The following is a 12,743-nucleotide window of genomic DNA, read 5'->3' on the forward strand; positions in this document are numbered from 1 at the left end:
GGCGCCTCCGTCCTCGTCGGCTCCGGGCTCTCCGTCTCGGTGGGCTCGGGCGCCTCCGTCCTCGTCGGCTCCGGGCTCTCCGTCTCGGTGGGCTCGGGCGCCTGCGTCTCCGTAGGCTCCGGGCTCTCGGTGGGCTCGGGCGCCTGCGTCTCGGTGGGCTCCGGGCTCTCGGTCTCGGTCGGCTCGGGCGCCTGCGTGGTGCTCGCCCCGGCCGGCGTCACGCTGACCTGCTGGTGGGAGAGGTGTGACGGTGATGCCGTCGCTGCCGTCGCGGCGGCTCCGGCGACGCACACGGCGGCCACGGCCACCGCGGCATACACCCGGCGACGGCCGGCGAGGGTACGGGGGAATGCGGGCATGGGGGGAACCTTTCCTGCGGCGGCGTCCGTTTCGGACCGTTCACGTACGGTCATCGCCGACAGCGCGCCCAGGTTACGCCGGGACGAGAAAAGGTCCGCGGACATCCGCGGACCTCTTGTCGGGGGCTCCCCCGGTTGGACTCGAACCAACAACCCTTCGATTAACAGTCGAATGCTCTGCCAATTGAGCTACGGGGGAATGGCCTCGGCGGCATCCCGCCCTCAGCGCTGCGCAACCATAGCAAAGGATGCGCGCGGTTCTGAAAACGGGGCGGACCGCCTCCGGGTCAGGCCAGCCCGACCTGCTCGCGCAGGTACGCCAGGGCCGCCTCGGCGGCCTGCGACACCTCCGCGTCGGTCGCCGGGGTGCCCCTGCCGAGGAGCACCTGCTCGACGAGCGCGCCCGTCGCGAGCTCCTGGCGGATCACCGCGCGCGCCGTGCGCCGGCGACCCAGGTCGACCCGGTGGGTGAGCACCACGCTGGCCTGGACGCGCTCCCTGACGGTCTCGGGCACCATCGACGTCGCCCCCAGCGTCCACTGGGTGGGCCGCGCCCCGTCGACCCACGTCACCGTCAGCTGGCCGAGCTCGGAGGACCAGGTGCCGGCGTCGACCTCGTGCCAGGGGCGGCGCAGGGCCACCCCGGCGGGCCCGCTGCCCCCGTCACCGGCCGCCACGGCATACACGCGGTGGTTGGTGGCCACGACGGTGGTGCCGGTGCCCTCCTCCTCGCCCCACGACAGGACGCGCTCCCCCGGGCCGAGCTCGATCGCGGAGCGGACGCCGGGGGCCAGCCGGGGCCGGCGGCGCAGTGACAGGGCCATCACGAGGCCCTCTCGCGCAGCTGGGCCAGCTCGCGCTGCAGGTCCTGCAGCTCGGCGCTGAGCGCGCGCGCCCGGGCGGGGTCGCTGTGCGGGTCGGCCGCCATGCGGCGCATGGCGGACATGGCGTCGGCGATCTTGCGGGTCAGGGTGACCTCCTGGACACGCACGAGCAGCGCGTCGACGTAGCGGCGTTCGGGCAGGCCGGTGGCCTTGTCCATCCGGGTGGGCAGCGCGGCGACGGCGAGCTCGGCGACCAGGCCGCGCACGGACAGCGGGGCGGCCTCGGTGACGCGGTCGGCCCACGCCTTCGCCGAGAGCCCCGGCTGCGGTCCACCGGCGCCGCGAATGCCGTCGAACACGGCACGGTGGGCGGGGGCGGTGAAGGCCGTCGGCTCGATGGCATCGAGGTCGGCGGGCGAGAAGCTGCCGGGGTACTGCAGGACGGTCTGCAGCAGCTGGCGCTCGGCGAAGACGATCGGGTCGCGCAGGTCCGGCGGCGGCAGGGCCGCGCGTGCCTCCTGCTCGGAGGGCTCGGGGACGGCGTCGGCGTCCGGGAGGTTGGCGCTCGGGCCCACGTCCTTCTGGGCGTCGCGGGCGGCGATCCGTCCGGCACGGGCGACCTCGGCCTGCACCTGCTCGACCTCGACGCCGATCCACCCCGCCACGGTGCGGACGTACTCCGGGCGCATCGAGCTGTCGCGGATCGAGTTCACGATCGGCGCGGCCGCGCGCATGGCCTGCACCCGCCCCTCGGCCGTCGACATGTCGAACCGGGCGATGGTGGTCCGCACGGCGAACTCGAACATCGGCACGGCGTCGTCGACGAGGTGTCGCACGGCGTCGTCCCCCTGGGCGATCCGCAGCTCGCACGGGTCCATGCCGCCCTCGGCCACGGCGACGAACGACTGGGAGGCCCAGCGCTGGTCCTCGCCGAAGGCCTTCATGGCGGCCTTCTGCCCGGCGGCGTCGCCGTCGAAGGTGAAGACGACGCGGGCGGGGGCGAGGTCCGCCTCGTCGCGCATGATCCGCCGCAGCACCTTGATGTGGTCGACGCCGAACGCCGTGCCGCAGGAGGCGACCGCCCCCTCGACGCCCGCCAGGTGGCAGGCCATGACGTCGGTGTAGCCCTCGACCACGACGGCCTTGCGCTCGGCCGCGATGGCCTTCTTCGCCAGGTCGAGGCCGTAGAGCACGGTCGACTTCTTGTAGATCGGCGTCTCGGACGTGTTGAGGTACTTCGCCGCGATCCGGTCGTCGTCGTAGAGCCGGCGCGCACCGAAGCCGACGGTGTCGCCGGTGATGTCGCGGATCGGCCAGACCAGGCGCCCGCGGAACCGGTCGTAGATGCCGCGGCTCCCCCGCCCGGACAGTCCCCCGAGGACGAGCTCCTCGTCGCTGAAGCCCTTGGCGCGCAGGTGCCGGCTCAGCTCCTCGCCGCCGCGCGGGGCGAAGCCGACCCCGAACCGGCGGGCCGCGTCGCCTCCGAAGCCGCGCTCGCGCAGAAAATCACGGCCGATCCGCGCCTCCTGCGACTCCAGCAGCCGCTCGAGGTAGAACTCCTGCGCCGCGCGGTGGGCCTCGACCAGCCGGGACCGGCGGCCCAGGCTCTCGCCGTCGCGCGGGCGCCCGCCCTCCTCGTAGTGCAGCTCGAGCCCGAGCTTGCCCGCCAGCCGCTCGACCGACTCGGTGAAGGTGAGGTGCTCGACCTTCTGCACGAAGGAGATGACGTCGCCGCCCTCGCCACAGCCGAAGCAGTGCCAGGCGCCCACGGCCGGGCGGATCGTGAAGGAGGGCGTCTTCTCGTCGTGGAACGGGCACAGGCCCTTCATCGAGCCGGGGCCGGCCGGGCGCAGCGTGACGTGCTCGCGCACGACGTCCTCGATCGACGAGCGCTCCTTCACGAGCGCGATGTCGTCGGTCTTGATCCGACCCGCCACTGGCCCTCCTGTTCGCGCCCGAGTCTAGGTGGTGGCTCGCGAGCCCATGTGGCCAGTTCCACACGGTCCCCGCCGCCACCCGATTCGGAAGGTCACGACACCGCAGGTAAGGTAAGCCTTGCCTTTGCAAGCCGATCCGAGTCTGGAGAACCCGCGTGCTCGCTCGCCGCACCGTCCTGGTCGCCCTCGCCTCGACCGCCGCCCTCGCCCTCGCGGCCTGCGGCAGCGGCAGCCTCGAGGCCAAGGGCTCGCTCGACCCGGAGAAGCTGACCATCTACAGCGCCCAGCACGAGAACCTCACGCAGGCGTGGGCGAAGCGGTTCCAGGAGAAGACGGGGATCAAGGTCCAGATCCGCTACGGCTCGGACTCCTCGATGGGAGCGCAGATCGTCCAGGAGGGCGCCAAGAGCCCGGCGGACGTGTTCCTCACCGAGAACTCCCCCGCGATGACGACCGTCCAGCGGGCGGGCCTGCTCGCCCCGGTGGACCCCGCGACCATCGCCCAGGTGGGCGCGGCATACCACCCCAGCAGCAACGACTGGGTGGGCATCGCCGCCCGCTCGACGGTCCTCGTCTACAACCCCAGCAAGATCAGCGAGTCGCAGCTGCCGAAGTCGATCATGGATCTCGCCGACCCGGCGTGGAAGGGCAAGTGGGGCGCGGCCGCGGGCGGCGCCGACTTCCAGGCCATCGTCAGCGCGATCCTCGCGACCCAGGGGGAGCAGAAGACCGCCGCGTGGCTCAAGGGCCTCAAGGACGGCGCGCAGGTCTACCAGAACAACATCGCCGTGATGAAGGCGGTCAACGCCGGCCAGGTCCCGGTCGGGATCATGTACCACTACTACTGGTACCGCGACCAGGCGCTCACCAAGGCCGGGAGCAAGAACACCAAGCTGCTCTACTTCCGCCACCAGGACCCCGGTGCGTTCGTCAGCATCTCCGGCGGCGGCGTCCTCAAGTCGAGCAGGCACGCTGCCAACGCCCAGAAGTTCCTCGCCTTCGTCACGAGCAAGGAGGGCCAGCAGATGCTCGCCACCAGTGACGCCAAGGAGTACGCCGTCGGCAACGGGGTCGCCTCGGACAAGGCGCTGGAGCCGCTGGACAGCCTCGAGGCACCGAAGGTCGACCCCTACACCCTCAACGGCCCGAAGGTGATCGAGCTCATGACCCAGGCGGGCATCCTCTAGGTGGCCCGCTCCCCTCGCCCCGTCGCGGGACCCACCCCCGCAGCAGTGACCGTCGCGGCCCTGGCCGTGGCGGCGCTGTGCGTCGTCCCGCTGGTGGTCGTCGTCGTCAAGGCGTTCGACGTGGGGCCTGCGGCGGCGTGGGACCTCCTGTGGCGCCCCCGCGTCGGTGAGCTGCTGCGCAACACCGCCGGCCTCGTCGTCTGCACGGTGACCCTCACGACGGTGCTGGGGATCGGGACCGCGTGGCTGGTCGAGCGCACCTCGCTGCCGGGGGCGCGGTTCTGGCGGGTGCTCATGGTGGCGCCGCTCGCCGTGCCCGCCTTCGTCAACTCGTACGCGTGGGTCACCGTGCGGCCCGACCTGCAAGGCCTCGACGGGGCCGTCCTCGTCACGACGCTGTCGTACTTCCCGTTCGTGTTCCTGCCCGTGGCGGCGGTGCTGCGCGGGCTCGACCAGTCGCTGGAGGACTCGGCCCGCTCGCTCGGGCTCGGGCCCTGGAAGGCCTTCTTCCGGGCCGTGCTCCCCCAGCTCCGGCCGGCGGCCCTCGGCGGGATGCTGCTCGTGTCGCTGCACCTGCTGTCTGAGTTCGGCGTGCTGGCGATGCTGCGGTTCCCGACCTTCACGACCGCGATCCTCGAGCAGTTCCAGGTGGCGTTCTCCAACTCCGCCGGCAGCCTGCTGGCGCTGGTGCTCATCGCTTTGTGCCTGGCGCTGCTGACCGCCGAGCAGCTCCTGCGCGGCACCACCCGGTACGCCCGTCTCGGCCGCGGCACCACCCGCCGGGCCCTGCCTGCACGCCTCGGCCGCTGGACCGTGCCGGCCCTGGCCGGCATGGCGCTGCTGACGGTCCTCGCCCTCGGGGTGCCGCTCGGCAGCCTCGTCTACTGGTTCCGCGCCGGCTCGGGTGGCCTGACCGAGAGCACCTTCGACCCGGCGGAGCTCGTCTCGACCCTGTGGGGCACGCTGCGCCTGGCCGTGCTCGCCGGCCTCGTGTCGGTCGTGGCGGCCTTCCCGGTCGCCTGGCTCATCGCCCGTCGCCGCTCGTGGCTGTCGGTGCTCGTCGAACGCGCAACCTACGTCGCGTCCTCGCTGCCCGGTGTCGTCATCGCCCTCGCCCTGGTCACCCTCGCCGTGCGGTACGCCCGGCCCGTCTACCAGACCGCGGCGGTGCTCGTCGCGGCATACGTCGTGCTGTTCATCCCGCGCGCCATGGTGAGCATCCGGGCCTCGCTCGCGCAGGCGCCCGAGGAGCTCACCGACGCGGCACGGGCGCTCGGCGACCGTCCGATGCGGGCGTTCCTCCGGGTGACGCTGCCGCTGACCGCCCCGGGTGTGCTGGCCGGGTTCGCGATGGTGTTCATCGCGACGTCGACCGAGCTCACCGCCACGCTGCTGCTCGCGCCGACCGGCACGCAGACGCTGGCGACGGCGTTCTGGAGCGCGAGTGAGAGCATCGACTACGCGGGTGCAGCACCGTATGCCGCGGCGCTGGTGCTCGTGTCCGCACCCCTGACCTACCTGTTGCTGCGACGGAACGACGAGGAGCCCGCACTGTGACCACGCTGCGCATCGAGGGGGTGGCCGCGTCCTACGACGGCCGGCCCGTCCTGCACGGCCTCGACCTGCAGGTGCCGTCAGGCTCGACGACGGCGATCCTCGGGCCGTCGGGCTGCGGCAAGACCACGCTGCTGCGCGTCATCGCCGGCTTCCAGCCCGCCGACGAGGGCACGGTGACGCTCGGGGACACCGTCGTCGTCGGACCCGGACGCTGGGTCGCCCCCGAGCGGCGCGGGATCGGCTACGTCGCGCAGGAGGGCAACCTCTTCCCGCACCTCACCGTGGGGCAGAACGTGTCCTACGGCCTGCCGCGCGCCGCCCGCCGCGCCGGCGAGCGCGTGTCCGAGCTGCTCGAGCTCGTCGGCCTCACCCCCGACCTCGCGGCCCGTCGCCCCGACCAGCTCTCGGGCGGCCAGCAGCAGCGCGTCGCCCTCGCCCGGGCGCTGGCCCGCAAGCCCACGCTGGTCCTGCTCGACGAGCCGTTCTCCTCCCTCGACGCCGGGCTGCGCGCCACGACCCGCGAGGCGGTGTCGGACGCCCTCGCCCACGAGGACGTCACGGTCGTCCTCGTCACGCACGACCAGGCCGAGGCGCTGTCTTTCGCCGACCAGGTCGCGATCATGCACGAGGGACGGTTCTCCCAGGTAGGGACGCCGTCGCAGGTGTACGCCACCCCGACCGACCGGCACGCGGCCGCCTTCCTCGGCGACGCGGTGTTCCTGCGCGGGCGCGCCGACGGCACCTCCGTCGTGACCGCGCTCGGCACGCTGCCGGTGCACCAGCCGGCGCCGGCCGGCACGGTCGACGTGCTGCTGCGCCCCGAGCAGATCCAGCTGCGCACCATGTCGCCCGGCACGCCCTGCGCCGAGGTGGTGTCGACGACCTACTTCGGCCACGACGCGCTGGTCGCCCTGCGGCTGCAGGCCGACCGCACCGTCGTCACGGCCCGCGTCAACGGCCACGAGGTCCCGCCGGCCGGGTCCATCGTCGGCCTGTCGGTCGTCGGCCAGGCGCGCGCCTTCGCCGGCTGACCACCTCCCACGGCGGACGCGGGGGGTGCGGGACGTCAGCCGACGACCCAGTGCCGCCCGTAGCCGTAGACGAGGAACGCCACGAAGTTCGCGAGGCCGAAGGTGAGCAGGACCACCGCGACGACCCGCCACCGCGACTGGCTCAGCGGCCGGCGCCAGTAGTCGATGGTCGCCCAGACGGCGAACGGGACGAACAGCGGGAACAGGCCCAGCACGAGAGCCACCACCAGCGGCCAGACCGGTGGTCGCGACGGCGGGGTGCGCGCCAGCAGGTGCGGCAGCCCCTCCCCCTCGGCGCGCGGGTAGCCGACGACCGTGCCCCTGTCCGTCATGCCCTCCACGACGTCCCCCTCCCCCAGGTGGGACCAGTGAGCCAGACCGGTGCACACCACCGCAAGCACTTCGGCGAAGTCAGCTCCACGCGGCGTGCAGCGCGAGTGCGCGCACGTCCGTGAGCGAGGCGACCTGGTCGACGACGACCCGCAGGGCGGCGCCGTCGTCGGGCGCCTCCTTCCAGTCGGTGAGCAGGTCGGGGTCGAGCCGGCCGACGGGGTCGGCCAGGTACGCCGCCACGAGGTCGCGCACGACCTGCCGCTGCCCGGCCAGCACGTCGAGCCGCTCCTGCGCGTGCATGACGAAGTGGGCGGCCACCGCCTTGAGGACGGCGCACTCGGCCCGGGTGTCGTCCGGCACCACCAGCGCGGCGTCGTACCGCGTGAGGTCGCCGTCACCGTGCCGCTCGCGCGTCGCGCGCTCCACGGCCAGGACGAACCGCCCGACGAGCCGCGAGGTCATGTCCTTGAGCGCTGCGCGGTCCGCCCGCGAGCCGTCGTATGCGGCAGGCACCGCGCCGCTGGCCAGCACCCGTTCCAGCGCGGCGCCGAGGGCGTCGGTACCGAGGTCGGCGGCGTAGAGGCCGGTGGCGACCGCGAGGACGCTGTCGACGTCGGTGGCGTCGCGCAACCGGCGCAGGTCGAGCCGCCCCGAGGCGACCGCGTCCTCGACGTCGTGCACGGAGTAGGCGACGTCGTCGGACCAGTCCATGACGTCGGCCTCGATGCAGCGACGCCCTGGGGGCCGGTCGCCGCGGAACCACTCGAAGACCGGCAGATCGTCGGCATACACACCGAACTTGGTCGTGCCGGAAGGGCCCTCGCCACGCGGCCACGGGTACTTGGTGGACGCGTCGAGGCTCGCGCGGGTGAGGTTGAGCCCGGCCGGGCGGCCGTCCGGGTGCACCCGCTTGGGCTCGAGCCGGGTCAGTAGGCGCAGGGTCTGGGCGTTGCCCTCGAACCCGCCGATGCCAGCCGCGAGCGCGTCGAGCGCCTGCTCGCCGTTGTGGCCGAAGGGCGGGTGGCCGAGGTCGTGGGCGAGGCAGGCGGTGTCGACCACGTCGGCGCTGCAGCCGAGGGCGGCGCCGAACTCGCGCCCGATCTGCGCGACCTCCAGGGAGTGGGTCAGCCGGTTCCGGACGAAGTCGTCGTCGCCGGGCTGCAGGACCTGCGTCTTGGCCGAGAGCCGGCGCAGCGAGGCGGAGTGCAGGAGCCGGGCGCGGTCGCGGGCGAAGTCGTCGCGGTCGGCGCGCTTGGTCACGGGGTCCTCGCGGACCCAGCGCTCCCGGTCGGCCTCGGCATATGCCACGGGGCCGAGCCTAGATCCCGTCGGGTCAGGCGTCGCCCGCCGCCCCGGGCCCGTCGACCGCAGCCGTCGCGGAGCCATCGTCTTCAGCCGTCGCGGACCCGGCCGGTGCCGCGGCAGCTCGGGCGGCCTCGGCCGCCCGCTCGACCCACTTGGGCTGCTCGCCGTACCGCTGCGGGCCGATGAGCCTGCCCTCGGCGCTGTCGGCCACGAGCTGCGCCATCCGCTTGTCCCGGGTGGCCTGCTGCTTGGCGCTCGTGACCCAGTGCACGGCGACCCGGCGGTACGACGGCGTCGCCTCGCGCCAGAAGGCCGACGCCGCGGGGTCGGCCGCGAGCTGTGCGGCGTGGGCGGGGTCGAGCTCGCGCTCGTCGCCCTCGTAGGAGTAGGTGCCCGAGCGGTCCTCGCGCCGCCGGGCATAGGCGGCGAGGCCGGCCGGCCTCATCCGCCCCTCGGCGGTCAGGCGCTCGACCGCGGCGATGTTGATCTGCGACCAGGTGCTGCCCGGCTTGCGCGGCGTCCAGCGCTGGCGCGTGGTGTCCTCGTCGATGCGCTGGGCCACCGAGTCGATCCAGCCGAAGCACAGCGCCTCGAGGACGGCGTCCTCCCACAGGAGACCGCGCTCGGCGACGTGCTTCTTGTGCAGCCCCATCCAGAGCTCGGACTCGGTCTCGTGGTGGGCCTCGAGCCAGGCCCGGAACTCCTCAGGCCCGCTGAAGAACGTCGCAGGCCTCTCCGGGGTCCCGCCCGGCGTCCCAGCCGCGTAGCGCCGTGCCATGGCGCAAGGGTGCCACGCGCCGCCGACGCGCGGCAGCGCGCTGCCAGGCGAGCGAGGCGACCACCACGCCGAGGGCCCAGACGACGTGCCAGCCGTTCATGACGAGCAGCACCAACACGGAGGTGAGGGCGACCACCGCCGTCCACCAGGCGGCGCCACCCCGCGGGAGGAGGCGGACGGCCGCACCCGTGCCGAGCACGTAGACGAGGGTGAAGCAGCCGGTCGCCATCAGCATCAGGGGCGTCAGGCCCAGGTGCAGCACCTCGGCGGCGACGAGCCACGCGATCGACTGGGCCGCCACCAGCGCGAGGCTCCGTCGTGGGACCTCGCCCGGGCCGCTGCCGCGCGCGAGCGCCACGGGGAGGGCGCCCTCTCGGGCGAGCGCGGCGCCGAGGCGCGAACCACCCGCGAAGTAGGCGTTCATCGCACCGACCGTGAGGAGCACCGCGACGAAGGCGGTGACGACGCGGACCGAGCCCCCCATCCCGGCCGCCAGCAGGTCGGAGAGCGGGGCCTCGCTGCGCGCGGTGGCCGGACCCAGGACGAGCAGGCTGGTCGCCGCCAGCGCGAGGTAGAGCACGCCGACGACGACGATCGCGATGCCGGTCGCGCGGGGCACGTCGCGGCGCGGCGTGCGGTACTCGCCGGCCAGGGACGCGACGGCCTCCCATCCGGCGAACCCCCAGACGAGCAGTGCGGCGGCAGTGCCCACGGCGGCCCACCCGTGCGGGGCGAACGGCGTGAGGTGGTCCCACCGGGCGTGGGGCAGAGCCGCCGCCACGGTCACGGCGATGAGCGTCGCGAGCACGCCGGTGAGCACGAGCTGGACCCGGCCCGAGAGGCGCAGGCCGGCGGCGTTCACCAGTCCCACTCCCCCGATGAGCGCGGCCGCCACGACGACCGCCGTCCAGCGACCGCCCCCGACCGCGTCGGCGACGTACCCGCCGGCCATGAGCGACGCCGGGGGCGCGCCCACGGGGATCGCGAAGTAGAAGCACCACCCGACGGCCCCGGCGGCTCTGGTGCCGAAGGCCCGGCCCACGTAGGTCGAGACCCCACCGCTGTCCGGGAAGCGCGCCCCCATCGCCGCGAAGGTGAGCGCCAGCGGGACGCTCAGGAGCACGAGCGCCAGCCACGCGACCAGCGACGCCGGGCCGGCGATCCCGGCGGCGAGCGCGGGCAGCGTGATGACCCCGGTCCCCAGGACCGCGCCGATGGACAGGGCGGCTCCCTGGGCGACGGACAGTCGTGTGCTCATGGGTCGATCCTGCTCGCGCATTGGCCCGGCCAGAAGGGCCAACTCTTGGCAGGTCATTTGGGCCAATCTACGGTGGCGCCATGGAGCTCCACCTCGACCTCGGCCGCGACCCGGGTGACGACCGGCGCACCGGCGGGGACCGCACCGTACGGCTGTACCGGGCCCTGCTCGACGCGATCCTCGACGGGCGGCTCTCCCCCGGCGACCGGCTCCCCCCGACCCGCGAGCTCGCCGCCCGGCTGGGCGTGGCGCGCGGGACCGTCGCCACGGCATACGACCGACTCGCGGCGGAAGGGTTCCTGGAGAGCCGCGTCGGCTCGGGCACGTACGTGGCCGCCGAGGTGCAGCCCCACCGCTCGCGCCGGGCCCCGGTCGGGGAGGTGCGTCCGCGCCAGGTCTGGTCGTCGCTGCCGCCGCCGGTCCTCGACGTCACGCCGGCCGGGTTCGACCTGTCGGTGGGCGGCCCGGACACCAGCCTCTTCCCCCTCGCCACCTGGCGCCGGCTCGTCTCGGCCACCCTGCGGCCGTCGCTGCTGCACGCATCGGCGTACGCGGGCGGCGGTCACCCGGACCTGCAGCGCGAGGTCGCGCGGCACGTCGGCCAGTCCCGGTCGGTGGTGGCCGGGCCGGACGACGTCGTGCTCACCGGGGGCGCCCAGCAGGGTCTCGACGTCGTCACCCGCGCGCTGGTCGAGCCGGGCGACGTGGTCGTCGTCGAGGACCCCGGCTACACCGCGGCGGTGCGCCTCTTCGCGTCGCACGGCGCGACGGTGGTCGGCGTCTCCGTCGACGAGGAGGGCCTGGTGGTCGAGGCACTGCCTCGCCGCGCCCGGATGGTCTATGTCACGCCGTCGCACCAGTTCCCCACCGGTGCCGTGATGTCGCTGCGGCGACGGATCGCGTTGCTGGAGTGGGCCTCCCGGCGCAACACCGTCGTCGTGGAGGACGACTACGACAGCGAGTTCCGGTACGAGGACAGGCCGCTCGCGCCGCTGCAGAGCCTCGACCGCGACGGCCGGGTCGTCTATGTCGGGTCCTTCTCCAAGACGCTGATGCCGTCGCTGCGGGTCGGGTACGTCGTCGCGCCGCGATCGGTGCAGGACGCCGTGCGGGCCGCGAAGCTGCTCAGCGACTGGCAGGGCGACGCCGTCACCCAGGGCGCGCTCGCGCGCTTCCTCGGTGAGGGGCTGCTCGCCGCCCACGTGCGCCGGGTGACCGCGGTGTATGCCGAGCGCCGCGCGGCCCTGCTCGCCGCGCTGGACGACCTGCCGGAGGGGATGCTCGAGGTGGTGCCGTCCTCGGCCGGCCTGCACGTCTGCGCCTGGCTCGCAGACGCAGGGCGGGACGACGTGGCGCTGGCCGCCGCGGCGTCGAGGGCCGGTGTGACGGTGGAGCCGGTGTCGCCGCGCTTCCACGGCTCGGACCCCCGCCCCGGCCTGGCCATGGGCTTCCGGCGGGTGCCCGCCGAGCGGATGCAGGAAGCCGTCGAGAGGCTCGCCGAGGTGCTGTGAGACCGGCCACTGCTCCACGAATTGCGAGGTCAGGTGGCCCGACGGAGGGTGGAGCCATGACAGACCTGAGTGGAAAGACCGTGGCCTTCCTCGTCGCCAAGGAGGGCATCGAGCGGGTGGAGCTGACCGAGCCGTGGAAGGCCGTGGAGCAGGCCGGAGCCACCCCCAAGCTGCTGTCCCCCGAGACCGGCGAGGTGCAGACCTTCGACCACCTCGACAAGGCCGAGACCCGGCCGGTCGACACCGCCGTGGGCGACGCGTCCATGGACGACTACGACGCCCTCGTCCTGCCCGGCGGCGTCGCCAACCCCGATGCGCTGCGCACCGACGAGACCGCGGTCGGCTTCGTCCGCGACTTCGTCGCCAGCGGCAAGCCCGTCGCCGCCATCTGCCACGCGCCGTGGACGCTGGTCGAGGCCGGCGTCGTCCAGGGCCGCACGCTGACCTCGTGGCCGAGCCTGCAGACCGACATCCGCAACGCCGGTGGCGAGTGGGTCGACAAGGAGGTCGTCCAGGACGGCAACCTCATCACCAGCCGCAACCCCGACGACATCCCGGCGTTCAACGACGCGCTGCTCGAGGCGCTCAGCCACGGAGCGGCCGCGCAGAACGCCTGACCGGCCCCTTCCCCGCCGTCTTTGAGCGATCGCAGCGGTTCTGGCC

At 73.8% G+C, this 12,743-nt stretch carries 11 protein-coding genes, 1 tRNA gene and 1 pseudogene; 5 read left to right on the forward strand and 8 right to left on the reverse strand.

The genetic code is table 11. The features are described from left to right. The 4 genes and pseudogenes from ACFUC1_RS18220 to dnaG all read right to left on the reverse strand — a co-directional run. Positions 1 to 359, reverse strand: a pseudogene (locus ACFUC1_RS18220) (hypothetical protein); the annotation flags it as partial. A gap of 126 nt (positions 360 to 485) precedes the next feature. Continuing rightward, a tRNA-Asn gene (locus tag ACFUC1_RS18225) sits at positions 486 to 558 on the reverse strand. 88 nt (positions 559 to 646) lie between these two features. Then, positions 647 to 1,183, reverse strand: a complete 537-nt coding sequence (locus ACFUC1_RS18230) for a hypothetical protein (RefSeq protein ID WP_379122332.1) — start codon at positions 1,181 to 1,183, stop codon at positions 647 to 649. Continuing rightward, positions 1,183 to 3,120 (reverse strand): DNA primase, encoded by a 1,938-nt coding sequence (dnaG, locus tag ACFUC1_RS18235; protein WP_379122334.1) that lies wholly within the window; start codon positions 3,118 to 3,120, stop codon positions 1,183 to 1,185. Before dnaG ends, ACFUC1_RS18230 begins: the two co-directional genes overlap by 1 nt. Positions 3,121 to 3,275: 155 nt before the next feature. Here dnaG and ACFUC1_RS18240 point away from each other — a divergent pair, with 155 nt between their 5' ends. From ACFUC1_RS18240 to ACFUC1_RS18250, 3 genes are read left to right on the forward strand one after another with little or no spacing between them, the layout of a single operon-like run. Beyond that, positions 3,276 to 4,307, forward strand: coding sequence for an iron ABC transporter substrate-binding protein (locus ACFUC1_RS18240; protein WP_379122336.1), 1,032 nt, complete (start codon positions 3,276 to 3,278; stop codon positions 4,305 to 4,307). Positions 4,308 to 4,352: 45 nt separating this feature from the next. Then, positions 4,353 to 5,864 (forward strand): ABC transporter permease, encoded by a 1,512-nt coding sequence (locus tag ACFUC1_RS18245; RefSeq protein WP_379122338.1) that lies wholly within the window; start codon positions 4,353 to 4,355, stop codon positions 5,862 to 5,864. After that, positions 5,861 to 6,895, forward strand: a complete 1,035-nt coding sequence (locus ACFUC1_RS18250) for an ABC transporter ATP-binding protein (RefSeq protein ID WP_379122340.1) — start codon at positions 5,861 to 5,863, stop codon at positions 6,893 to 6,895. Before ACFUC1_RS18245 ends, ACFUC1_RS18250 begins: the two co-directional genes overlap by 4 nt. Positions 6,896 to 6,930: 35 nt before the next feature. Here the strand turns inward: ACFUC1_RS18250 and ACFUC1_RS18255 are convergent, their stop codons facing one another. The 4 genes from ACFUC1_RS18255 to ACFUC1_RS18270 form a co-directional block, all read right to left on the reverse strand. Continuing rightward, positions 6,931 to 7,236 (reverse strand): hypothetical protein, encoded by a 306-nt coding sequence (locus tag ACFUC1_RS18255; protein ID WP_379122342.1) that lies wholly within the window; start codon positions 7,234 to 7,236, stop codon positions 6,931 to 6,933. A 70-nt stretch (positions 7,237 to 7,306) separates the two neighbouring features. Further along, positions 7,307 to 8,536 (reverse strand): deoxyguanosinetriphosphate triphosphohydrolase, encoded by a 1,230-nt coding sequence (locus ACFUC1_RS18260; protein WP_379122344.1) that lies wholly within the window; start codon positions 8,534 to 8,536, stop codon positions 7,307 to 7,309. 25 nt (positions 8,537 to 8,561) lie between these two features. Beyond that, on the reverse strand, positions 8,562 to 9,311 hold the full coding sequence (locus ACFUC1_RS18265; RefSeq protein WP_379122346.1) for a YdeI family protein: 750 nt from the start codon (positions 9,309 to 9,311) through the stop codon (positions 8,562 to 8,564). After that, complete coding sequence (locus tag ACFUC1_RS18270; RefSeq protein WP_379122348.1) at positions 9,238 to 10,569, reverse strand: amino acid permease; 1,332 nt, start codon at positions 10,567 to 10,569, stop codon at positions 9,238 to 9,240. The genes ACFUC1_RS18265 and ACFUC1_RS18270 overlap by 74 nt, the downstream gene beginning before the upstream one ends. An 80-nt stretch (positions 10,570 to 10,649) precedes the next feature. Between ACFUC1_RS18270 and ACFUC1_RS18275 the strand changes: the two genes are divergently transcribed. Then, on the forward strand, positions 10,650 to 12,080 hold the full coding sequence (locus tag ACFUC1_RS18275) for a PLP-dependent aminotransferase family protein (protein ID WP_379122349.1): 1,431 nt from the start codon (positions 10,650 to 10,652) through the stop codon (positions 12,078 to 12,080). Between the two features lie 56 nt (positions 12,081 to 12,136). Further along, entirely contained in the window at positions 12,137 to 12,697 is a 561-nt protein-coding gene (locus ACFUC1_RS18280; RefSeq protein WP_379122351.1) for a type 1 glutamine amidotransferase domain-containing protein, read from the forward strand. Positions 12,698 to 12,743 lie beyond the last annotated feature (46 nt).

This window comes from Pedococcus sp. NPDC057267, from assembly GCF_042668795.1.
Taxonomy (GTDB): Bacteria; Actinomycetota; Actinomycetes; order Actinomycetales; family Dermatophilaceae; genus Pedococcus.